At 72.8% G+C, this 23112-nt stretch carries 17 protein-coding genes and 1 riboswitch; of the genes, 4 read left to right on the top strand and 13 right to left on the bottom strand.

Features of this window, described 5'->3' with window-relative positions; translation table 11 throughout:
* From ACIPXM_RS06675 to ACIPXM_RS06665, 3 genes are all read right to left on the bottom strand, one after another.
* Positions 1-966 (bottom strand): glycosyltransferase family 2 protein, encoded by a 966-nt coding sequence (locus ACIPXM_RS06675; protein ID WP_401652718.1) that lies wholly within the window; start codon positions 964-966, stop codon positions 1-3.
* Positions 967-1063: 97 nt separating this feature from the next.
* Positions 1064-3844: a YfhO family protein gene (locus ACIPXM_RS06670; protein WP_401652717.1), complete on the bottom strand. Its 2781-nt coding sequence runs from the start codon at positions 3842-3844 to the stop codon at positions 1064-1066.
* A gap of 135 nt (positions 3845-3979) precedes the next feature.
* The gene (locus tag ACIPXM_RS06665; protein WP_401652715.1) at positions 3980-4963 is read right to left on the bottom strand and encodes an MBL fold metallo-hydrolase; all 984 of its coding nucleotides are present in this window, start codon (positions 4961-4963) and stop codon (positions 3980-3982) included.
* Between the two features lie 156 nt (positions 4964-5119).
* On the opposite strand from ACIPXM_RS06665, the gene ACIPXM_RS06660 reads away from it, so the two are divergent.
* Positions 5120-5800, top strand: a complete 681-nt coding sequence (locus ACIPXM_RS06660) for a TetR/AcrR family transcriptional regulator (protein WP_401652714.1) — start codon at positions 5120-5122, stop codon at positions 5798-5800.
* Between the two features lie 97 nt (positions 5801-5897).
* Here the strand turns inward: ACIPXM_RS06660 and ACIPXM_RS06655 are convergent, their stop codons facing one another.
* A complete protein-coding gene (locus ACIPXM_RS06655; protein WP_401652712.1) occupies positions 5898-7100 on the bottom strand; it encodes a hypothetical protein in 1203 nt (400 codons plus the stop codon).
* Between the two features lie 509 nt (positions 7101-7609).
* Between ACIPXM_RS06655 and ACIPXM_RS06650 the strand changes: the two genes are divergently transcribed.
* Positions 7610-8605 carry a GlxA family transcriptional regulator gene (locus ACIPXM_RS06650; protein WP_401652710.1) on the top strand — a complete coding sequence of 332 codons (996 nt, stop codon included), beginning with the start codon at positions 7610-7612 and terminating at the stop codon, positions 8603-8605.
* A gap of 31 nt (positions 8606-8636) precedes the next feature.
* Here the strand turns inward: ACIPXM_RS06650 and ACIPXM_RS06645 are convergent, their stop codons facing one another.
* From ACIPXM_RS06645 to ACIPXM_RS06630, 4 genes are all read right to left on the bottom strand, one after another.
* A complete protein-coding gene (locus ACIPXM_RS06645) occupies positions 8637-9284 on the bottom strand; it encodes a thymidine kinase (protein WP_362479078.1) in 648 nt (215 codons plus the stop codon).
* 108 nt (positions 9285-9392) lie between these two features.
* Entirely contained in the window at positions 9393-10598 is a 1206-nt protein-coding gene (locus tag ACIPXM_RS06640) for an alkaline phosphatase family protein (protein ID WP_401652708.1), read from the bottom strand.
* On the bottom strand, positions 10598-11191 hold the full coding sequence (locus tag ACIPXM_RS06635) for a DUF5998 family protein (protein ID WP_401652707.1): 594 nt from the start codon (positions 11189-11191) through the stop codon (positions 10598-10600). The genes ACIPXM_RS06640 and ACIPXM_RS06635 overlap by 1 nt, the downstream gene beginning before the upstream one ends.
* A gap of 80 nt (positions 11192-11271) precedes the next feature.
* Positions 11272-14250: a GNAT family N-acetyltransferase gene (locus ACIPXM_RS06630; RefSeq protein WP_401652705.1), complete on the bottom strand. Its 2979-nt coding sequence runs from the start codon at positions 14248-14250 to the stop codon at positions 11272-11274.
* 174 nt (positions 14251-14424) lie between these two features.
* Between ACIPXM_RS06630 and ACIPXM_RS06625 the strand changes: the two genes are divergently transcribed.
* Complete coding sequence (locus ACIPXM_RS06625; protein WP_401652703.1) at positions 14425-14706, top strand: HPr family phosphocarrier protein; 282 nt, start codon at positions 14425-14427, stop codon at positions 14704-14706.
* A 217-nt stretch (positions 14707-14923) separates the two neighbouring features.
* Here ACIPXM_RS06625 and ACIPXM_RS06620 read toward each other — a convergent pair whose 3' ends face one another.
* The 4 genes from ACIPXM_RS06620 to ACIPXM_RS06605 all read right to left on the bottom strand — a co-directional run bounded on the left by ACIPXM_RS06620 (position 14924) and on the right by ACIPXM_RS06605 (position 19685).
* Positions 14924-15625: a GntR family transcriptional regulator gene (locus ACIPXM_RS06620; RefSeq protein ID WP_401652701.1), complete on the bottom strand. Its 702-nt coding sequence runs from the start codon at positions 15623-15625 to the stop codon at positions 14924-14926.
* A gap of 149 nt (positions 15626-15774) precedes the next feature.
* The gene (locus ACIPXM_RS06615) at positions 15775-16545 is read right to left on the bottom strand and encodes a M23 family metallopeptidase (protein WP_401652699.1); all 771 of its coding nucleotides are present in this window, start codon (positions 16543-16545) and stop codon (positions 15775-15777) included.
* Positions 16546-16557: 12 nt separating this feature from the next.
* A riboswitch (cyclic di-AMP (ydaO/yuaA leader) is annotated at positions 16558-16720 on the bottom strand.
* A gap of 224 nt (positions 16721-16944) precedes the next feature.
* A complete protein-coding gene (locus tag ACIPXM_RS06610; RefSeq protein ID WP_401652698.1) occupies positions 16945-18312 on the bottom strand; it encodes a M16 family metallopeptidase in 1368 nt (455 codons plus the stop codon).
* A 26-nt stretch (positions 18313-18338) separates the two neighbouring features.
* Positions 18339-19685 carry a M16 family metallopeptidase gene (locus ACIPXM_RS06605; protein WP_401652696.1) on the bottom strand — a complete coding sequence of 449 codons (1347 nt, stop codon included), beginning with the start codon at positions 19683-19685 and terminating at the stop codon, positions 18339-18341.
* A gap of 185 nt (positions 19686-19870) precedes the next feature.
* Here ACIPXM_RS06605 and ACIPXM_RS06600 point away from each other — a divergent pair, with 185 nt between their 5' ends.
* Positions 19871-22330 (top strand): DNA topoisomerase (ATP-hydrolyzing) subunit A, encoded by a 2460-nt coding sequence (locus ACIPXM_RS06600; protein ID WP_401652694.1) that lies wholly within the window; start codon positions 19871-19873, stop codon positions 22328-22330.
* Between the two features lie 81 nt (positions 22331-22411).
* Here ACIPXM_RS06600 and ACIPXM_RS06595 read toward each other — a convergent pair whose 3' ends face one another.
* Positions 22412-23110, bottom strand: coding sequence for a TetR/AcrR family transcriptional regulator (locus tag ACIPXM_RS06595; protein WP_401652692.1), 699 nt, complete (start codon positions 23108-23110; stop codon positions 22412-22414).
* Between the last annotated feature and the right edge of the window lie 2 nt (positions 23111-23112).

The raw sequence follows: 23112 nt of genomic DNA, 5'->3' as shown, positions 1-23112 counted from the left end.
TCAGGCCGCCTTTCCGGTGTCGCGCAGGCTCCGGAGGAGGGTGCTGCGGGTGGTGTCCATGGTGGCGAGGGTCTCGTCGAGGACCGTCTGCGGCATCCGGCGCAGCGCGTCGGTGACGTCGCGGCGCAGCCGCTTGCCGACGGCGGCCTCGTACTGGTCGGACTTGCCCATGTGGAAGGCGATCATCGCGCAGTAGGTGCGGACGGCCTTCGGCAGGAAGCGGTCGGCGTCGCGGTCGGCGGAGACCTCTTCGAGCAGCAGGTCGTAGGACGGGATGAAGTCCAGCTGCCGGTTGTCGGTGATCTGGGTGAGCGAGGTGGTGACACCGCGCCGGTAGAACACGCCGTGCAGGGAGAGCGCCGCGTAGGTGGAAGCGGCGAGGTGCAGCCGCCAGATCCACAGCCGGTCCTCGGCGGTGCGCAGCTTGGTCTCGAAGCGCGAGGCGCCGTTCTCGAACAGCCGGGCGCTGTAGACGCCGAAGGGCACGAACGGGTAGTCGACCATGGTGATCATGCTGGCCGGGGCGATGCCGTCCCGGGGGTCCATGGCGGCGTCGCGGATCTTCGCCGGGGCGTAGCGGATCTGCCGGTTCCGCGCGGTGGACAGCACATGGTCGGTGCGCGCGAAGTCGACACCGAGACGGTGGATGCCGTCGACCATGGCCCGCAGATGACCGGGGGCGTACCAGTCGTCGCCGTCCAGGAAGGTGATGTAGTCGCCGGTGGCCGCGTCGATCCCGGTGTTGCGCGCCTGGGCCACGCCGTGGTTGGTCTCGTGGCGGATCACGGTCGCCTGCGGGATGCGGCTCTTCCAGCGGTCCAGGAGGTCCGGCGTCTCGTCGGTCGAGTGGTCGTCGATCAGCAGGAACTCGGTGTCGTCGTGCGCGTTGTCGGCAAGACTGCGCAGGGTGTCGGGGGCGTAGGGCCCGACGTTGTGGAGAGGCACGACAACGGACAGTTTCGGCACTCGGAAATCACCAACTCGGTTCTCGGGATGTGCGGGGTGGTCAAGGGTGGTGCGTCAGCCGGACGGCGGTCTGCTCCGCCGGGTCCGTCGGGTCCGTTCAGACAGCGGTCTTCTCCGTCTCCTCCGGTGAACGAGCCGGACGTGCACGCGGGGTGAACACCGGCCGTCCGGCCGGTTCGCTCCCGCGCCGCCGCCGGGTCAGCAGGGCGGTGGCGAGCAGCGCGAGCAGCGCCGTCCCGCCGACCGCGGCGCCGAGCTTGACCCCCGGCGGGCGGAACGAGCAGGTCACCGAGGTGGCCTTGCCGTCGAGCGGGACGGCGAGCAGGCCGAGCCGGTTGGCCGCGGGCTTCAGCGGGTCGGTTCCGGCGGCGCACTGCCAGCCGGAGATCCGGGGCACGGCGAACACCGCGGTGCCGGTGCTGCCCGCGGGCAGGTCGGCGGTGACCGTGTGGCCGGTGGTGCGGACGGCGGTGGCGCCGGTGGCGGTCAGTTCCTGGACGGCGGCGGAGAGCCGCGCGCGGTCCAGGCAGCCGATCGGGGTGGCGGGCAGCTTGAGCCGGGGCTGGGCCTTCGGCTCGGGCGTGAGCGTGATCCGTACGGTGCCGGAGGCCGGGACGGTGCCGAGCCGCTGCATCGGGCCGAGGGTGGCGGGCTGCTTCCCGGCGAACCCGACGGCGGAGGCGGCGGTGGCGGGGCCGGACGTGGCCTTGGCGACCGGGTCGAGGGCGGCGGTGCCCTGGTACTCGGGGGCCCAGAACCAGACCTCGGAGCCGGCCGGGCAGCTCGCGGTGAGCGTGCTGGTGGCGGCGGAGGCGGCGCCCGTACGGCGCGGCGCGGCGGGGACCTCGTACACGCTCCGGCCGAGCATCCGCTCCTGCCGGACGAAGGCGGAGTCGTCGGCCCCGGCCTCGGCCCGCCCGGCGGGGTGCACGGTGACCAGCGGCGGCACCGGGGTGTCGGTGGTGGTGACGGTGGCCTCGGGGAGCCGGTCGATCTCCAGCGGGCCCTTGGGCGTCGAGCGCATCCGGGTGCCGATCGAGAAGATCGCGTCGGTGACCGGGTTGTCGAGGGAGACCGGGTGGCGGCCCTTGGCGTAGTAGCCGAAGCCGAGGGCGGCGAGCGTGGTCGAGTACGTCTCGGCGGTCAGGCTGCTGTAGTAGTCGGCGCCCTGGCCGCCCACGAGCAGCACGTCGTTGCCGCCGGGGACCTCGCCGGGGTCGGTGCGGTGCGCGGGCCAGACGTCCTTCGCGGCGACCGCGGCGGCCATGTCCTCGTGCCACGGGCCGACCCGCGGCGACCAGGAGACCTCGCTGAGCTGCTGCTCCTCGATCCGCTTGCCGGTGGCCAGGGTTTCGCCCGCCTGGGCGACGAGCAGCAGCCCGACGGCGATCACGGGCAGCAGCCGCCCGGCCGGGCGGGTGCCCGGGGTGCGGCCGAGTCCGAACGGGCCTTCGGCGCGCAGCCGCGCGGCCAGCGCGACGGCGGCGGCGAGCCCGGCGAGGCCGAACGCGGCGGCGGCGGCCGGGTAGGTCCAGCGGTCGATGTCGACGCTGGGGGCGGCGGCGCGGGCCAGGAACACGAAGGTCACGGCGCCGCCGAGCAGCGCGAGCGGCCGGGGCAGCCCACCGGCGACGGTCAGCCAGGCGGCCATCAGGAGCAGCCCGCACAGCACGAAGGTCTGGCGGTACGGGATGCCGTTCGGCGAGGCGCCCGCGTGCCAGATCAGGTGGGTGGGCTCCCACTGGAGGGAGAGCGTGACCAGCACGATCGCCAGGCACCAGACGGCCCGCACCCGGACGGCGACGGCGGTGTTGAACGGAAGCGTGAGGGCGAGCGCCAGGGCGGGGCTGCCGATGAACAGCGCGGGGGTGGCGACACTGGCCGTGGCGGGCAGGAAGCGCGCGACGACATCGGTCCAGGAGGCCGCGACGAACGGGGTCGGCGGGGTGGGGTCGGCGCCCCTGGTGCCCAGGAAGATGACGAGGACCAGGGGGGCGGCGAGTCCGATGCCGATGCCGACGGTCCGGGTGGCGCGCAGCAGCGCGCGCACGGCGGGGCGGCGCAGTGGGCCACCGGCGGTCCGGCCGGGCCGGGTGCCGGGCCGGGTGCCGGTGCCGGACCGGGTGGTCGTGGCGGGCCGGGCGTCGGCGCCGGGCCGGGCGTCGGCGCCGGGCCGGGCGTCGGCGCCGGTGTCGTCGGTGGTGAGCAGCCGGACGGCGAGGACGATCGCGGCGCCGATGGTGGCCATGTAGGCGGTGTAGAAGTTGGCGAACCAGGCGACGGCGACGACCAGCGGTCCGAGCAGCGGGCGGCGCCCCCTGCGGGCCCACTCCCCCACCAGACAGAGCAGCGGGAAGGCGACCAGGCCGTCGAGCCACATCGGCACGGTGGCGCCGTAGTTGAAGGTCCAGCCGGAGAGCGCGTACGCGGTGCCGAGGATCGCCGCCACCGGCCAGGGGCCGCGCCGCAGGGTGAGCAGCAGGGCCGCCATCGCCGCGCCCGCGGTGGCGATCTTGAGCGCGGTGATGACGTACAGGGCGAGTTCGGGGCGGTCGGCCGGGAAGGCGACCACGAGCAGGTCGAACGGGCTGCTCAGGTAGGTGCCGAAGTCACCGAGGAAGTTGGTGCCGAAACCCGACGACCAGTTGAGGAAGAGGTCGCCCTGGGCGTCGCCGAGGAGCAGCTTGCGCCAGTAGGAGTGGAACGGCAGGTACTGCTGGCCGAGGTCGACGATGTTGCGGGTCCGCGGCCCGAACGGGTAGCTGCCCGCGAGCAGTCCGGCCAGGCAGAACAGCAGGCCGGTGAGGAGCCCCGCCCCGGCCGCCGCCCGCAGTCGCGGCCGGGACGGACGGGACTCGGTCTCGGCAGCGGGTGGCACACGTCCTCCATGAATCTTCGGCGTAGACACGCATTACCGCCGAGTCGTGCGACCGCCGACCGATCAGGAGGGGATCTCCGGGCACACCGCAGGTGAACAGCCGGTGCCGCCGGAGCGGGGCCTGAATCCCGTGGGTCAGGAGAGGTTCTTCTTGCTGCCGTCGGGCGCCACGTCGACGAGCTTGTCCGCGATGCCCTGCTCCTGGAACGCCTTGACCAGCGAGGCCAGGTCCTCGGAGTAGATGTTCCAGCTGTCGGTGTGCACCGGGACCACCTGACGGGGGGCCAGGTTCTTGGCGACCAGGGCGGCGTTCTTGGAGGTCAGGGTCAGCGGGGCGTTGTCGAGGATGGCGGGGGTGCGGGCCGCACCGGCGAACAGGACGGCGGTGTCGATCGGGCCGATCTCCTTCTTGACCCGGTCGCCGACCTGCTGGGCGACCTTCACCGAGGCGTTGTCGCCGGAGATGTACGTCACGGGGACCCCGGCGCCGCTCAGCACGAAGCCGGTGACCTCGCCGTCGGCGCCCCGGTCGACGCCGTCGGGGCCGTGCAGGGCGGGCACCGCGGTGACCCGGACGGTGCCCTGGGCGGTCTTCAGCTCCTGGGACTGCCAGCTCTTCAGGCCCGTGACGTGGTCGCCGAGCCGCTTCTGGGCGCCGGGCGTGGAGAGCACCACGGGCACCTTCTTGAGGAGCTCGCGGCCGGAGTCGTCGAGGTTGTCGTCGTGCTGGTCGTGCGAGAGCAGCACGGCGTCGACGCGGCCGAGCTTGTCGGGGCCGAACGCGGGGCCGTGGAGCTTCTCCAGGCCGCTCTTGTACTTCTTCGGCGCGTCGAAGGTGGGGTCGAGCAGCAGGCGCAGCCCGCCGACCTCCAGGAGGGTGGTCGGCCCGCCGACGTGGGTGACGGCGAACGTGCCGGTGGCGGCGGTGGTCGGGGTGGCGGTCGGCGCGCCGCTCGTGCTCGGGTCGGCCGTGCCCTTGGCGGCGCCCGCACCCGGCTCGGCGCTCTTGTCGGACCCCTTGCCGGAGTCGCCGCACGCGGCGAGCACGGAGAGGCCGACGGCGACAGCGGCGACGGCCACGGCGGTACGGAGGAACGGCGAACGGGTGTTGCGGGGCATGACGGACCAGCTCTCTCGCACGGCGAACGCGGGAAGCGTCGCGACGGGGATCGACGTTTTCAACGCTAACACGACTCGTAAGCATCGTTAACGCCACTTCGGCCCGAGACCGCAGCCCCGCAGGTCCTTCCTGTTAGCACTGATATCGTGAGAGGCATGTCGACGGCACGAGAGCGCATCCTGGACGCCACCGAGGAACTGCTGGCCACCAAGGACGCGCTGGCGATCTCGACCCGCGCCATCTGCGAGCGGGCGAAGGTCGGCATGCCCGAGATCTACCGCCAGTTCGGCGACAAGCAGGGACTCCTCACCGCCGTCGCCGACAGCGGCTTCGAACGCTTCCTCGCCGACAAGCGGCGCAACCCGCTCACCGAGGACCCGGTCGCCGATCTGCGCACCGCCTGGGACAGCCATGTCGCCTTCGCGCTGCGCAACCCGCATCTGTACCGGCTGATGTTCGCGCCGACCGGCGACTCCAAGCCGCAGGCCGTCAAGGACGCCCAGGCGCTGCTGCGTTCGGCCCTGGAGCGCTGCCGGGACGCGGGCCGGCTGCGGCTGCCGCTGGAGCTCGCCGGACAGGCGATCCTCTCGGCCAACGTGGGCGTCTGCATGACGGCCCTGTCGTTCCCCGAGCTGTTCGGCACCCTGGACGTCTCGGCGGCGGTACGGGACGCGGTCGTCGGCCGGGTCACCGGCGACGAGCGCGAGGACACCCGGCTCGGCACGGCGACGGTGCTCGCCCGCGCCCTGCTCGGCACCCTGGACGGCACGGCGCCGCTGCCGGACCCGGCGCTCGACGAGCTGACCCGGGCACTCCGGGAGCGGTCCGCCGACTGACGGCGACCACGGGCGGCTGTCGGCTGCTACGGGCGACCGACGGCGGCCGCCCCGCCCGGTGACGGCCCCACACCGTCCCGGACGGGGCGGCCGTGGATCAAGCCTGCGCGCTCCTGGCGTGGAACGGGCAGGCGTCCGCCGCGGCCGGGGCCGCCACCGCGGTGGCCGTGAGGGCGCCCGCACCGGCCGCGCCGGAGTAGGCGGCGGACGAGGCGAGGCCGGGACCGGCCGTCACTCCGTCGAGCTGGTCGAGGATCTCGTCGGAGAGCAGGTCCTGCTGGCCCTTCAGGGCGTCCGCGACCTCCTGGTCGACCGGGAAGACCATCTCGGCAGCGATGTTGTCCTGCACGATGCGGGCGAGGTTGTCGAGGGCGACGAAGATCGGGTCCGACGGCGCCTCGACCGCCGGGAGGTCGATCAGGTGGGTCTTCACCTTGGCCGGGTTCATGCAGGGCTTGATGATGATCGAGTTCTGGTTGAGCACCGAGGTCGTCCACTGCGAGAGGACGACCACGTACAGGTCCTTCCAGCCCTCCTCGCCGACCTTCGCCCGCCAGGTCTTCATGATCCCCTGCACGCCCGCGATCTGGGCGTCGGCCGCGTACTTCATGTTGGTGCGGATGTCGGGGTAGACGCTGCCGGAGAAGTCCTCGAAGGACTTCATGTCGAAGGTGCGGCTGGCGAGCGACTGGTTGATGAAGCGGACGGCCGCGTCGAGCAGCCGCGAGCACGAACCGACCATCTCCAGCGGCAGGTTGGCCCGCTCCAGCTGCTGCCGCGCGGTGGTCAGGGTGGTGGCGTACGCCTGGAGCGGGGTGGTCCAGTCGGTGTTCCCCGTCCCCTTGAAGGCGACCATCTTCAGGTCGTGCGGGTCGATCCGGGAGGCGTTGGGCAGGTTGGGTATCCGGTCGCTGAGGTAGGGGGCGATCACGGAGAAGATGCCGAGCGGCACGTGGCTGATGGACTTCGCCAGCTCGAACACCTCGGAGACCGGGTTCGCGGCTTCCTGGGTGCCGTTGAGCACCAGGGTGAACTTGCCGCCCTTGGCGTCGTTCTGGACCACGATCACCGGGCTGAGCTGCTTGATCAGGTCCGACTTGAGCACCGCGTAGTTGGACCGCATGCCCTTGTTGACGTTCAGGATCGCGTCCCGCGCCTGTCTCTGGCGCGCCGCCGTGTCGAGGACGGCATCGGTCGTGCCGGTCTCCAGGGTGTCGGAGGCGACGGCGGGCGCGCCGCCGAGGAGGGTGATGGCTCCGGCCGCGGTGGCGCCGCCGATGAAACCCCTGCGCGTGGTCATGATGCTGCCTTTCAGGAAGGACGAAGGGAGGGAGGGCGCCGCGAACAGGCGGCCCGCCCGTACCGAAAGAGGGAAGAAGGAGAGATCACGCCATTCCCGGGTTACGGGCAGGGCGGAGCGGACGTCGAGAACGAGCCGGACGGGCAGGAGGCGGCCCCGCGGACGGGGCCGGGCGGTCACTCGACTGCCTGGCCGGCGATGCACGTACTTCGCGGGGCGTTCGCCGTACCGGAACCTGGTCGGGGTTCCCGGGCTGTGCCCCGTACTCGAAGGTCAGGGAGGTCCCTGACCAAGGATCAAGCGGTCGTACCCATCGAAAAGCCCCCAAAGTTTTTCCGTGTCCGCGCAGGTCCCCTCGCAGCCGCCCGCGCGGAAGGGGGGCTACGGGCAGAAACCTATGGCCCGCCCTGTTGCGTCGGCAATGTCATCTAACATGCAGATCCGGACACCGAGTTGAGGCATCGGTTTCGGACAGACGAGCCGCCCGCGGGCGGAGAGGGTGGGGACCCATGAGCAGCGTCGGACGACTGATCGTGATCGTCCTCTTCGAGGGCGTCGACCTGCTCGATGTCACGGGTCCGCCGGAGGTCTTCGCCCTGCTCAGGCGCGAGACGGAGGACCCGACGGGGTACGAGGTGGTCCTGGCCGCCGAGTCGACGGCGCCGGTCACCACCTCGGCCGGGGTACGGGTGCTGCCGGACGTCACGTTCGAGGAGGCGGCCGCGCGGAGCATCGACACCCTGCTCGTGCCGGGCGCGGTGGAGGTGGACCCGGAGGGGCGGGTGCACGCGCTGGTCGACCCGACGGTGGTGGAGTGGGTGCGCACGCTGGCGGCGCGGACCCGCCGGGTCACCTCGGTCTGCGTCGGCGCGCACATCCTGGCGGCGGCCGGGCTGCTCGACGGCAAGCGGGCCACCACCCACTGGTCGACCGCGCAGCAGCTGGCCGCCGATCACCCGGCGATCGAGGTCGACGCCGACCCGATCTTCATCCGGGACGGCGATGTCTGGACCGGGGCGGGCATCAGCTCGTGCCTGGACCTGTCACTCGCGCTGGTCGCCGACGACTACGGCGAGACGATGGCGCTGCGGGTGGCCCGCCAGCTGGTGATGTACCTGAAGCGGCCCAGCGGACAGAGCCAGTTCAGCGTGCCGCTGGAACCGGTCTCCACCACCCGCCGGGTCGAGGACCTGCGGCACTACATCACCCGCAACCTCGGCGGCCGGCTCACGCTCGCCGAGCTGGCGGCGAGCGCGCACGTCAGCGAGCGCCAGCTCACCCGGATCTTCAAGTCCGAGCTGGGCACCACACCGAGCGCCTACATCGAGTCGGCCCGGGTCGAACGGGCCAGGAACCTTCTGGAGTCGACCGACTCGACGCTCGAACGCATCACGTCGACCTGTGGTTTCGGCACCACGGACACCCTGATCCGGGCGTTTCGACGGCGGCTCGACACCACCCCGATGGAGTACCGCCGCCGGTTCCGGGCCGCCCCGGCCGAATGACGGCCCGCCGGGCGGGGCATCCGGCGGCGGCTCAGCCCTGCGGGACCGGCAGCACGTCCGGGGAGAGCGCCGCCGCGCGGGCGGACGCGGCGGTCATCCGGCGCCGGTGGTGGCGGCGGCACAGCACCTCGTAGCCCACCTGGTCCCCGGCGTTGACGTCACCGACGACGACCTGCGCGCCCTCGACGACCATCTCGCCGCCCACCGTGCGGGCGTTGTGGGTGGCCCGGGCGCCGCACCAGCACAGCGCCTCGACCTGGAGCACCTCGACCCGGTCGGCGAGCTCGACGAGCCGCTGCGAGCCGGGGAACAGCTTGGAGCGGAAGTCGGTGGTGATGCCGAAGGCGAAGACGTCGAGTTCGAGGTCGTCGACCACCCGGGCGAGCTGGTCGATCTGCTCGGGGGCGAGGAACTGGGCCTCGTCCGCGATGACGTAGTCGCAGCGCCCGCCCTTGGAGAGATGGGCGACGAGGTACGCGTAGAAGTCGAAGCCCTCGGCCGCCTCGACGGCGTCGGTGACCAGGCCGAGCCGCGAGGAGAGCTTGCCCTCGCCCGCCCGGTCGTCACGGGTGAAGATCATGCCCTGAAGGCCGCGGGCGGACCGGTTGTGCTCGATCTGAAGAGCGAGGGTGCTCTTTCCGCAGTCCATCGTTCCGGAGAAGAACACCAGCTCGGGCATGGGAGGTCGATGACCTTTCGAGACGAGATCAGAGAGTCGGGCGGGACGGGGCGGGTGGCACGGAGCCGGGACCGGGACGGAGCCGGGACCGGGACGGTCGGGGCGCGGTCAGGTGCGGACTTCGAGGAGCGGGACCAGCTGCTCCGCCGGGGTCATCGAACCGTGCATGCCCACCATGGCGGACTCGTTCGGCTCGTTGACGGAGGCGGTGATGGCCAGGTCGTCGTGGGCGGCGGCGACGACGTCGCCGATCCGGCCGTACACCCGCTCGTCGATCCGGTCGCCGAACCAGCCGAGCGCGACGGCCTCCTCGCGGCTCGCCACCCAGAAGCGGTCGCCGAGCACCTCGCGCCAGCAGGTGAGCACGTCCGACTCGGCGCCGGGGACGGCGTAGACGTGCCGGGCGCGGCCCTCGCCGCCGAGCAGCGCGACCCCGGCGCGCAGCTCCCAGTCCTCGTCGAAGTCGATCCGGTGGTCCTCGTCGAACGGGATGTCCACCATGCCGTGGTCGGCGGTGACATAGAGCGCGGAGCGCGGCGGCAGCTGCTCGGCGAGCCGCTGGACCAGCCGGTCGACGAACATCAGCTGGCCGCGCCAGGCGTCGGAGTCGATGCCGAAGCGGTGTCCTGCGCCGTCGAGCTCGCTGTAGTACGTGTAGACGAGGGCGCGGTCGCCCGCGGCGAGCTGTCCCGCCGCGAGGTCCATCCGCTCCTCGCCGGAGAGCCGCCCGTGGAAGGTGCCGCCGCTGAGCGCGATCTTGGTCAGCGGGGTGTCCTGGAAGGCGGGCGAGGAGACCTGGGCGGTGTGGATCCCGGCCTTGTGGGCGAGCCGGAAGATCGTCGGGTACGGCTGCCACGCCTGCGGCGAGGTCCACGGCTTCCAGCGCAGCTGGTTCATCAGCTCACCGGTGGCCGGGTTGCGCACGGTGTAGCCGGGCAGGCCGTGGGTGCCGGGGAACTGTCCGGTGCCGACCGAGGCGAGCGAGGTCGCGGTGGTGGCGGGGAAGCCCGCGGTCAGCGGGCGGCCGGTGCCGCCGCGCGAGCTGCCGAGCAGCGAGGTCAGGTACGGGGCCTCGGCGGGGTGGGCCTTGATCTGCTCCCAGCCGAGGCCGTCGATGAGGAAGACGCAGTTGCGGTCGGCCGGGGTCAGCTCGGCGATCCGCGGCTCGCAGCCGGGCACGCCCTGGCCCGCGACGAGCGTCGGCAGCAGGTCGGCCAGCGAGCCGTCGCCGTACGCGGGCACCGGTGCGCCGGCCGGGTCGAGCGGGACCGGGTCGTCGGGCCAGCCCTGGGTGACGGCGGTGGGCTGGGCCATCAGCGGGCGGCCGGGGTGGACGCGGTGGCCTCGGACAGCGCCTGCGCGAAGGCGAGGGTCTGCCGGACGGTGTCGGGGCCGTCGCCCGCGTCGCTGACCCGGAGGCTGAGGTCGTCGGCGGTGGAGTTGCCGGTGTAGCCGTGGTCGGCGTCGCAGTTGGGGTCGCCGCAGGCGGCCGGCTCCAGGTCGATCCGGGACACGGCGCCCCAGCCGATGGTGAGGACGACCTCGCGGGGCAGGGTGCCCGGGGTGTACGACTCGGGGTTGGCGACGACCCGGCTGACCACGATGGAGGAGATCCGGTCGAGCTTGACGGACTCGGTGGACGTCGTGGCGTACGGCGTCGGGGAACTGTCGTCGGAGGTCTGCTCGTCGGTGTGGCTGACGATGAAACGGTTGGCCGTCAGCACCAGGACGGTGACATGGCGGCGGACCTCGTTGGCGTCGAAGGTGGTCTCCTGGTGGACCACGTACGACGAGACCGGCTCGCCGCCGACGGCGGACTCCACCGCCTCGGCCACGAGGGCCGGGTAGTAGCCGCTGCGCTCGATCGCCGCGCGCAGCCCCTGGGTCGTCGTACCGGTCTTCGCCATGGACTTCATTCTACGGGGCCGCCGCGCCCCCTCCGGTCCTGTGCCGCCGCCCGCGCCGCGTCCCGTGCCGGGGTCCTCGGTCATGGCGTCGCCTCGTAGCTGGGGAGGCTGCGGGGGCCGAGGTCGGAGCGGGGCGGCGGCGGGGCGAGCCGGAGGGTGGCGCCGAGCACGGAGAGCCCGCGCTGGGCGACCACCACCGGTTCGAGGGAGACGGCCACGACCTCCGGGTGGTCGTCGACGAGCCGGGAGACGCGGAGCAGCAGTTCCTCCAGGGCGGGGGTGTCGACGGGCGCGGAGCCGCGCCAGCCGAAGAGGAGGGGGGCGGTGCGGATGGCGCGGACGAGGTCGGCGGCGTCCCGGTCGGTGGCGGGCACCAGCCGGTGGGACATGTCGCCGAGGAGTTCGGAGGCGGCTCCGGCGAGTCCGAAGGAGAGGACGGCGCCGACGCCGGGGTCGATGGCGGACCTGACGACGGTGTCGACGCCCCGGGGCACCATCGCCTGGACCACCGGCTGGAGCTCGGCGGGCTTGCCGAGGGTGTCGGTGAGCTCCGCGTAGGCGGTGCGCAGCTGTTCCTCGGTGGCCAGGTCGAGGCGGACGCCGCCGAGGTCGGGGCGGTGGCGCAGATGGGGCGCGGTGGTCTTGAGGGCGACCGGGAAGCCGAGCCGGGCGGCGGCCCGTACGGCCGTGTCGGCGTCGGGCGCGGGCAGCGTGGGCAGCACCTCGATGCCGTAGCGGCCGAGGAGCGCGCGGGTGTCGTCGGCGTCGAGGGTGACGCCGGTACGAGGGTCGGCGGCGGGGTCGCCGAGGGCGCGGGCGATCAGGGCGGCGGCGCCGGGTTCGTCGATCCGGTCGAACTCGGGGACCCGGCCGGGGTCGGCTGCCTGGCGGCGCCACTGGCCGTAGCGCACGGCCTCGGCGAGGGCGCGGACGGCGCGCTCGGCGGCGGGGTAGGCGGGGATGACGCCGGGTCCGGCGCCGGGGTCGGCGGTCCCGGGGTCGGGGGCGGTCTCGGCGGTGGCAGGGGTGGCGGGGGCGACGGTGACGGTCCGGTCGGGGGTGGTCCTGCCGGGGGTGGTCCGGTCGGGGGTGGTCCGGCCGGTGGCCGGGCGGGTGCGGGTGGCCTCGGAGAGGGCTTCGGCGAGGGCGCCCATCTCGACATGGACGACGACGACCGGCTTGGCCGGTCCCGGCCCGGCGGCGACGGCGGAGCGCAGCGCGGCGGCCAGCACCTCGCCGTCGCCGGACTCGGTGGCGCCGTTCTCGCCGACCCAGGGGATGGCGGTGACGACGACCGCGTCGCAGGCGTCGTCGGCGAGGGCGGCGGTGAGCGCGGTACGGAAGTCGGCGGGGGTGGCGCCGGTGGTGAGGTCGACCGGGCGCAGCGGGCGCAGTCCCTCGGTGAGGCAGGCGTCGTAGGTGAGCAGGCCGAGGGACTCGGAGTTGCCGAGGATGGCGACCCGGGGTCCGGTGGGCAGCGGCTGCTCGGCGAGCAGCAGTCCGGCGTCGACGAGTTCGGTGACGGTGTCGACGCGGATCACCCCGGCCTGCCGGAGCAGCGCGGAGACGGTGGCGTGCGGGACCCGGGTGACCGGAACGCGGTGGCCCGGCGGGGCGCTGCCGCTGTGCCGGGCGCCCTTGACCACGACGACGGGTTTGACGGCTGCGGTGCGGCGGGCGAGCCGGGTGAACTTGCGGGGGTTGCCGATCGACTCCAGGTAGAGGAGGACGACGTCGGTGGCCGGGTCGTCGTACCAGTGCTGGAGGAGGTCGTTGCCGGAGACGTCGGCGCGGTTGCCCGCGGAGATGAAGGAGGAGAGTCCGGCGCCGCGCCGGTGGAGTCCGGCGAGCAGGGCGATGCCGATGGCGCCCGACTGGGTGAAGAGGCCGATCCGGCCGGTGCCCGGCATCTGCGGGGCGAGCGAGGCGTTCAGCCGGACGGACGCGGCCGTGTTGATGATGCCGAACGCGTTCGGCCCGATGATCCGCATGCCGTACGAGCGGGCCTGGCGGACCAGGGCGCGCTGCCGCTCGCGGCCTTCGGGGCCGCTCTCGGCGTATCCGGCGGAGAGCACGACCAGGCCCTGGACGCCGTGGGCGCCGCAGTCGGCGACGACCTCGGGGACGCGTTCGGCGGGGACGGCGACGACGGCGAGGTCGACGGGGGCGCCGATGTCGGCGACGGAGCGGACGGCGGGCACGCCCTCCAGCCGGCGACCGCCGGATCCTTCCGCTCCTTCCGTTCCTTCCGTTCCTTCCGTTTCTTCGGCGGGGTCGCCGAGGGCGGCGTTGACCGCGTGGACGCGGCCGGTGTAGCCCGCGTCGAGGAGGTTGCGCAGCACGGTGCGGCCGACGCCGCCGGGGGTGCGGCCGACGCCGATGACGGCGACCGAGCCGGGGGCGAGGAGCCGCTGCACGGAGCGGGCCTCGGCGCGCTGTTCGCGGGCGAGCTGGACGGCGAGGGCGCGGTCGGTGGGCTCCAGGTCGAGGTGGAGGCGGACGGAGCCGTCCTCGAAGCTGCGCTTCTGGGTGTATCCGGCGTCCGTGAACACCTTGATCATCTTGTTGTTGGCGGGCAGCACCTCGGCGGCGAAGCGGCGGATGCCGCGCTCGCGGGCGACGGCCGCGATGTGTTCGAGCAGTGCGGAGGCGACGCCGCGGCCCTGATGGGCGTCCTGGACGAGGAAGGCGACCTCGGCCTCGTCGGCGGGGGCGGAGGCGGGGCGGCCGAGGTCGTTGATCCGGTCGTAGCGCACGGTGGCGATGAACTCGCCGCCGACGGTGGCGGCGAGTCCGACCCGGTCGACGAAGTCGTGGTGGGTGAAGCGGTGCACGTCCTTGGCGGAGAGCCGCGGGTAGGGTGCGAAGAAGCGGTAGTACTTCGACTCGTCGGAGACCTGCTCGTAGAAGCTGACCAGGCGGTCGGCGTCGTCGGCGGTGATCGGGCGGATCCGGGCCGTGCCGCCGTCGCGCAGGACCACGTCCGCTTCCCAGTGGTCGGGATAGGCGTGTTCCGACGCTTGTGACTGCCCGTGTGACTGCCCAGCGGCGCTCTGCATGGGGCCAGCCTACGGCCGGGGTCCGACAGCGGCACCGGTCGCGCGGGTGGTGCTCGGCATGCAAGGTAGGGAGGGCCGAACGGCCGTCCCGGAGGGGTCCAAGGTCGGCACGAGCACGTCGTCACCCGTGAGAGACTGGTCTAGACAACCGCTGAAAGTTGAAGGGCAACCACCATGGCTGAGCGCCGCGTCAACGTCGGCTGGGCCGAGGGCCTGCACGCCCGCCCCGCCTCCATCTTCGTCCGTGCCGCCACGGCCGCCGGCGTCCCCGTGACGATCGCCAAGGCCGACGGCAACCCGGTCAACGCCGCGTCCATGCTCGCGGTGCTCGGCCTGGGTGCCCAGGGCGGCGAGGAGATCGTGCTCGCTTCGGACGCCGATGGCTCCGAGGCCGCGCTCGACCGCCTGGCGAAGCTGGTCGCCGAGGGTCTCGAGGAGCTCCCCGAGACCGTCTGACCCGTCCTCCCCGACGACGGTCATGACACGGCCGTGTCCCCCGGTTCTCCGGCGGGCACGGCCGTTTCTCTTTTCCGGTCTCTTTTTCGGGCCGGAACGGAACCCGGCCCGGGGCGGGGATCCGAAATAGCGGAATTCAGCGCGCTCCGGGCACCCGAAAACACCACCCGGAATTCCCGCCTCTTTTGTATACGGGCTCCGTTATACGGGCTCCGTGTTAATTCCGGGGTCCCGCGCTGTTGACGGCATGTTGCGAAACCCTCACGCCCTTCCGGCCGGTCCGGTCCGCGCGCTCCGCCCGTTTCAGCCGGTGCAGGGCCGCCGCCCGCTCGCCGTGCAGCGCGGTGAGCGCGCGGGCCCGTTCGGCGTCCCGCCGGGCCACGGCGTCGACGATGGCGCCGTGCTCGGCCCACGCCTCGACCGGCCGGGCGGTCGGCTCGACCACGTACATCCAGGCGATCTTGTGCCGCAGCTGGGTGAGCAGCGCGCCGAGCGGCGGGCTGCCCGCGGCCTGGGCCAGGGTCTCGTGGAACCAGCCGCCGAGTGCGGCCAGATCGGCGCCGCCGCCCCTGCGGGCCCGTTCCTGGCCCAGCCTGACCAGGCCGCGCAGCACCTTGAGGTGGGCGTCGGTGCGGCGCTGGGCGGCCCGCGCGGCGCCCAGCGGTTCGAGCAGCGCGCGCATGTCGAGGAGGTCGGCGGCCTCACGCTCGGTGGGCTCGGCGACCTGCGCCCCGGCGTGCCTGCGGCTGACCACGAAGCCCTCGGACTCCAGGGTGCGCAGCGCCTCGCGGACCGGGACCCGGGAGACGCCGTAGCGGCGGGCGAGCTGCTCCTCGGTGAGTCTGGCGCCGCGCGGATACACCCCGGTGACGATGTCGTCCCGGATCGCCGTGCATACCGAGTGCGCCGGAACGCGCATGTCCGACCTCCGCTTCCGTGAAATTCCCACCGCGTTCCCGCGACTCTATTGCAGGACGCCGGAAATTCCGACGGTGCCTGGTGACAAGGAATGCAAAAAGCCCCGGCTCACGGGGAGCCGGGGCTTTCTGGTGCCTGGTGCGCGGTGGGTCAGACGTTGACGCCGCGGGCCCGGAGGTAGGAGACCGGGTTGATGTCGGAGCCGTACTCCGGGCTGGTGCGCGCCTCGAAGTGGAGGTGCGGGCCGGTGGAGTTGCCGGAGGAGCCGGAGATGCCGATCCGGTCGCCGGGGGTGACGTGCTGGCCGACCGAGACCGTGATGCCGGAGAGGTGGCCGTACTGGGTGTACGTGCCGTCGGTCATCCGGATCACGATGTTGTTGCCGTAGGCGCCGCCCCAGCCGGTCTCGACGACGGTGCCGGAGCCGACGGAGACGACGGTGCTGCCGTAGGCCGCGTGGAAGTCGATGCCGGAGTGGCTGCCGGAGGACCAGAGCGAGCCGCCGGTCTTGTAGCCGGTGGTCACGTACGAGCCGGCGACGGGGAGCTGGAAGGAGGCGAGGCGCTTGCGCTCGGCCTCGCGGGCGGCGCGCTCCTTGGCCTGGCGGAGCTCCTTGGCGCGGGCCTCGGCCTTGCGCTTGGCCTCGGCGGCGGCCTTGATCCGGGCGGCTTCCTCGGCGGCGGCCTTCTCCTGGGCGGCGACCTGGGCGTCGACGCGCTCGGTGAGGGTCTCCGCGGCGATCACCTGGGTGAGGCCGGTGTCCTCGGGAGAGGGGCGCTCGGGCTCCGCGGCGAGCGCCGGGGAGGCGAGGGTGCCGATGACGCCGGTGGTGGCCAGTGTCGCGACGCCGGCGATGCCCGCACTGCGGCGCGCCATCCGGCTCGGACCACGATGCTTCCCGGTGGCACGGGTGAACGCCATGTAGTGGCTGATCCTTTCCTTCCCTCTCGCCTACCGGGTTAGCTGACGGGTTCGGAGCAGGAAGGTCTCCTACGGGCCCCTCCGCCTGAGCGAAGGCGTCCGATTCACCCCAGGGACTGCGTGGGTCCCCGGCTCCCCAGGCTCGCGCCTGACGGGGACTCGGCGATGACTGTCCGATGCCGCGGGCGCGGCGTCGTACGACGGGCGGACAGTCGGGTTGACGCTAGGCCGATCGTGCGTCAATCACCAAACAGACACGCCTGTTTGTAAGACATGCCACAGGGCATTCAGTCACACTCATCGGCAATCCGGACAAATCACCCAAAGATGAAGGACCCTGGCGAAGTGCATCGCCAGGGTCCTTCCTTCGTACGCCGCGCGCGCGGGGCGGCGGTCCAATCAGCCGGTGACGACCGTCACTTCACCGATGCCGAGGGCCCGCACCGGCTCCGCGATCTGCGCGGCGTCGCCGACGAGCACCGTGACGAGCCGGTCCACCGGGAAGGCGTTGACGACCGCGGCGGTCGCCTCCACCGTGCCGGTGCGCGCCAGCTGCGCGTACAACCGGGCCTGGTAGTCGTCCGGGAGGTGCTGCTCGACCTGGTCGGCGAGGGTCGCGGCGACCGAGGCGGCCGTCTCGTACTTGAGCGGCGCCACCCCCACCAGGTTCTGCACGGCGACGTCCCGCTCGGCGTCCGTCAGACCCTCGGCGGCGAGGGTGCGCAGCACCTTCCACAGGTCGTCAAGTGCCGGACCGGTGTTGGGGGTGTCGACCGAGCCGCTGATGGCCAGCATCGAGGCGCCGTGGCCCTCGTCGTCGGACCGCAGCACCTGGCCGAAGGCCCGCACGCCGTACGTGTAGCCCTTCTCCTCGCGCAGCACGCGGTCGAGGCGCGAGGTGAGGGTGCCGCCGAGGCAGTACGTGCCGAGCACCTGGGCCGCCCACACGCTGTCATGGCGGTCCGCGCCGACGCGGCCGATGAGCAGCTGCGTCTGGACGGCGCCGGGCCGGTCCACGATGACGACACGGCCGGTGTCGTCGGCCGTGATCGGCGGCATCGGGCGGGGCGCGGCGGGCTTGCCGCTCCAGCCGCCCAGGGTGTCGGCGAGGACCTGGTCCAGGTCGACGCCGGTGAGGTCGCCGACCACCACGGCGGTGGCGGTGGCCGGGCGCAGGTGCGCCTCGTAGAAGGCGCGGACGGCGGCGGCGTCGATCGCCGACACCGTCTCCTCGGTGCCCTGGCGCGGCCGGGACATCCGCGCGGCGGCCGGGAAGAGCTCCTTGGAGAGCTGCTTGGCGGCGCGCCGGGCCGGGTTGGCCGACTCGTGCGGGATCTCGTCGAGCCGGTTGGCGACCAGCCGGTCGACCTCGTCGGCGGCGAACGCCGGGGCGATCAGGGCCTCGGCGAGCAGACCGAGCGCCTTCGGCAGCCGGGAGACCGGGACTTCGAGGGAGACCCGGACGCCGGGGTGGTCGGCGTGCGCGTCCAGGGTGGCGCCACAGCGCTCCAGCTCGGCCGCGAACTCCTCGGCGGAGCGCTGGTCGGTGCCCTCGGACAGTGCCCTGGCCATGATGGTGGCGACACCGTCGAGGCCCTCCGGCTCGGCGTCCAGCGGGGCGTCGAAGAAGATCTCGACGGCCACCACCTGCTGGCCGGGGCGGTCGCAGCGCAGCACGGTCAGACCGTTGTCGAGCGCGCCCCGCTCGGGCGCCGGGAAGGCCCAGGGCCTGGCGTCGCCCGGCTGCGGCTGCGGGTGGAAGGTCATGCTCGTCAAAGACGCGGCAGCGTCGGTCACTGGTCCGCCCCCTCTTCCTCGTCGCTGTCGGTCTCGTCGGCCGCGCCCGCCACCGGCTCGTAGACGAGCACGGCGCGGTTGTCCGGGCGCAGCCGCGCGGCGGCGACCTCGCGCACCTCGTCGGCCGTGATGTCGAGCACCCGGTCGACGGCGGTCAGGGCCAGCTGCGGGTCGCCGAACAGCACCGCGAAGCGGCACAGTTCGTCGGCGCGGCCCGCGACCGTGCCCAGCCGGTCCAGCCACTCGCGCTCCAACTGGGCCTGGGCGCGCTCCATCTCCTCGGCGGTCGGGCCCTCGGCGGCGAACCGGGCCAGCTCCTCGTCGACGGCCTCCTCGATCCGGGGCACCTCGACGCCGCCGGACGTCTTGACGTCCAGCCAGCCGAGCGAGGGCGCGCCGGCCAGCCGCAGCAGGCCGAAACCGGCGGCGACGGCCGTCCGGTCGCGGCGCACCAGCCGGTTGTGCAGCCGGGAGGACTCGCCGCCGCCGAGGACGGTGAGGGCGAGGTCGGCCGCGTCGCACGCGCGCGTGCCGTCGTGCGGCAGCCGGTAGGCGGCCATCAGCGCGCGGGCCGGGACCTCCTCCTCGACGACCTCGCGCAGCTGGCCGCCGATCACCTCGGGCAGCGAGCCGTCGCGCGGCTCGGGCTTGCCGTCGTGCCCGGGGATGGAGCCGAAGTACTTCTCGACCCAGGCGAGGGTCTGCTCGGGGTCGATGTCGCCGACGACCGAGAGCACCGCGTTGTTCGGCGCGTAGTACGTGCGGAAGAAGTTCCGCGCGTCCTCCAGGGTCGCCGCGTCCAGGTCGGCCATCGAGCCGATCGGGGTGTGGTGGTACGGGTGGCCCTCGGGGTACGCCAGGGCGGTCAGCCGCTCGAAGGCGGTGCCGTACGGCACGTTGTCGTAGCGCTGGCGGCGCTCGTTCTTCACGACGTCCCGCTGGTTCTCCATGGACTCGTCGTCCAGGGCGGCCAGCAGCGAACCCATCCGGTCGGCCTCCAGCCAGAGCGCGAGCTCCAGCTGGTGGGTCGGCATGGTCTCGAAGTAGTTGGTCCGCTCGAAGCTGGTGGTGCCGTTGAGCGAACCGCCCGCGCCCTGCACCAGCTCGAAGTGCCCGTTGCCGTGCACCTGCTTCGAGCCCTGGAACATCAGGTGCTCGAAGAGGTGGGCCAGGCCGGTGCGGCCCTTGACCTCGTGCCGGGAGCCGACGTCGTACCAGAGGCAGACCGCGGCGACCGGGGTCAGGTGGTCCTCCGAGAGCACCACGCGCAGGCCGTTCGCCAGCCGGTGCTCGGTCGCTGTCAGGCCGCCGGAGCCGGCCTCGGCCGCAGCCGTGTGACCCATGGGCATGTGTCCCCTTCGATCGCGTCTGGAAAAGTCCTGCCACTGTATGCAAGCGCGCCGACACCTGGCGAAGTTCCCGGCCTTCTCGGATGTCCCTCTTCCGGGTCGCGGTCGGCGTTGTCGGTGCCACGGTCCACAATGGTCCGCGTCAGATCAACCTTGTTGGTGAAGGAGCCACAGCCGCGATGGCCCGCCGCAGCACGAAGACACCACCGCCGGACGACGCGTTCGAGGAGCGGATCCTCGACATCGACGTCGTTGACGAGATGCAGGGCTCCTTCCTCGAGTACGCGTACTCGGTGATCTACTCGCGTGCGCTGCCCGACGCCCGCGACGGGATGAAGCCGGTCCAGCGCCGCATCGTGTACCAGATGAACGAGATGGGCCTGCGCCCCGACCGCGGCTTCGTCAAGTGCGCCCGCGTCGTGGGCGAGGTCATGGGCAAGCTCCACCCGCACGGCGACGCGTCGATCTACGACGCGATGGTGCGCATGGCGCAGCCGTTCTCCATGCGCGTGCCGCTGGTCGACGGCCACGGCAACTTCGGTTCGCTCGGCAACGACGACCCGCCGGCCGCCATGCGGTACACCGAGTCGCGGATGGCCCCGGCCGCGCTGATGATGACGGAGTCGATCGACGAGGACACCGTCGACTTCACCCCGAACTACGACGGCCAGGAGCGGGAGCCGGTCGCGCTCCCCGCCGCCTATCCGAACCTGCTGGTCAACGGCGCCTCCGGGATCGCCGTCGGCATGGCCACCAACATGCCGCCGCACAACCTGGGCGAGGTCGTCGCCGCCGCCCGGCATCTGATCCGGTATCCGAACGCGGACCTGGAAGCGCTGATGCGCTTCGTGCCGGGCCCCGACCTGCCGACCGGCGGCCGGATCGTCGGCCTGGCCGGCATCAAGGACGCGTACGAGACCGGCCGCGGCACCTTCAAGATCCGTGCCACCACCGCGATCGAGACGGTGACCGCCCGCCGCAAGGGCATCGTCGTCACCGAACTGCCCTTCACGGTCGGCCCCGAGAAGGTCATCTCCAAGATCAAGGACCTGGTCGGTTCGAAGAAGCTCCAGGGCATCGCCGACGTCAAGGACCTCACCGACCGCAGCCACGGCCTGCGTCTGGTCATCGAGGTGAAGAACGGCTTCGTGCCGGAGGCGGTCCTGGAGCAGCTCTACAAGCTGACGCCGATGGAGGAGTCCTTCGGCATCAACAACGTGGCCCTGGTCGACGGCCAGCCGCTCACGCTGGGCCTGAAGGAGCTCCTGGAGGTCTATCTGGACCACCGCTTCGAGGTGGTCCGGCGCCGCTCCGAGTTCCGCCGCGGCAAGAAGCGCGACCGGCTCCACCTGGTGGAGGGCCTGCTCGTCGCGCTGCTCGACATCGACGAGGTCATCCGGCTCATCCGGGAGAGCGAGAACTCCGCGGAGGCCAAGCAGCGCCTGATGGACCGGTTCTCGCTCAGCGAGATCCAGACCCAGTACATCCTGGACACCCCGCTGCGCCGGCTCACCAAGTTCGACCGGATCGAGCTGGAGACCGAGCGGGACCGGCTCAACGGCGAGATCGACGAGCTGACCGGGATCCTCGACTCCGACGCCGAGCTGCGCAAGCTGGTCTCGGCCGAGCTGGCCGCGGTCGCCAAGCAGTTCGGCACCGACCGGCGCACGGTGCTCCTGGAGTCGGCGGGCGCGCCCGCGTCCGTGGTGCCCCTGGAGGTCGCCGACGACCCGTGCCGGGTGCTGCTGTCCTCCACCGGGCTGCTGGCCCGTACGGCGGCGGCCGAGCTGCCGCCGGTCGATCCCGAGGCGCCCAGGACCAAGCACGACGTGATCGTGTCCTCGGTGGCGGCCACCCAGCGCGGCGACGTCGGCGCGGTCACCTCGGCGGGCCGGCTGCTGCGGGTCGCGGTGATCGACCTGCCGCAGCTGCCCGACACGGCCGCCGCGCCGAACCTGTCGGGCGGCGCGCCGCTCTCGGAGTTCCTCTCCCTGGAGGGCGACGAGACGGTGATCTGCCTCACCTCGCTCGACGAGTCCTCGCCCGGTCTCGCCCTCGGCACCCTGCAGGGCGTGGTCAAGCGGGTGGTCCCGGACTATCCGGCGAACAAGGACGAGCTGGAGGTCATCACCCTCAAGGACGGTGACCGGATCGTCGGCGCGAGCGAGCTGCGCACCGGCGAGGAGGATCTGGTCTTCATCACCTCCGACGCCCAGCTGCTGCGCTACCCGGCGTCCCAGGTGCGGCCGCAGGGCCGCCCGGCGGGCGGCATGGCGGGCATCAAGCTCGCCGACGGCGCCGAGGTGCTGTCGTTCTCGGCGGTGGATCCGGCCGCCGAGGCGCTGGTGTTCACGGTCGCCGGGTCGACCGGCACCCTGGACGCCTCGGCCGGGACCTCGGCCAAGCTGACCCCGTTCGACCAGTACCCGCGCAAGGGCCGGGCCACCGGCGGGGTGCGCTGCCAGCGCTTCCTGAAGGGCGAGGACGTGCTGATCCTCGCCTGGGCGGGGGAGACCCCGGTCCGGGCCGCGCGGAAGAACGGCACCCCGGTCGAGCTGCCCGTGGTGGACCCGCGCCGCGACGGCTCCGGCACGCCGCTGGCGCAGCCGGTGGAGGTCCTTGCCGGACCCACCGCCTGACCGGCGGCGACGACGGCCACAGAAGGCCGCGGAAAGCCCCCTGGACCGCGCGAGAGCGCGGGCCGGGGGGCTTCGTCGTCGCTACGGAACGGTGGGGGCGGTGGGGGCGTTTGAGGCGGTGGAGGCGGCGGGCCCGTAGGTCGCCTCGATCCCGGCGACGATCAGCCGCAGCCCCGCCTCGAAGCGCTCGTCGTAGTTCCCGAACAGCTGTGGTCCGGCCGCGGCGGCCAGCGGGTACGCGGCCAGCCGCTCGGCCCGCTCGGCGATGTCGAAGCCCTCGCGCCGCTCCCCCGGCATCGGCTCGGTGCCCTGCTCCTCGGTGACGAAACCGAGCGTGAAGAGGTACGCGGTGGTGCTGGCCCGCACCGCGTCCGGCAGCGCGAACCCGGCCGCCGTCAGCGCCCCCAGCTCGCGCTCCATGTCGACGGCGTGGTCGACGCCGGTGAACCGGGCGCCGCTGTAGACCTTGGCGCCGTCGCGGTGGCGCAGCAGCCCGGCGCGCAGTCCGCGGTTGACCACGAGGAGACGTTCCTGCCAGGGCAGGTCCGGGTCCGGCCGCCCTTCGGGTCCTGCGGTCATCCGCCGGTACATCACGGTCGCCATCTCGTCGAGCAGCGCCTGCTTGTTCTTGAAGTGCCAGTAGAGCGCGGGCGCCTGGACGTCCAGCTCCCGCGCGATCGCGCGCAGTGTGAGCCCGTCGAGGCCGTGCTCGTCGAGGAGCCGCAGCGCGGTGTCCGCGACCTGCGCCGGATCCAGCTTGCTCGTCTTCTTGCCCGTCACCG

Origin of the sequence: Streptomyces sp. NPDC090025, from assembly GCF_044748125.1 — a bacterium.
GTDB lineage: Bacteria > Actinomycetota > Actinomycetes > Streptomycetales > Streptomycetaceae > Streptomyces.
This window is presented reverse-complemented; position numbering and strand designations above follow the sequence as displayed.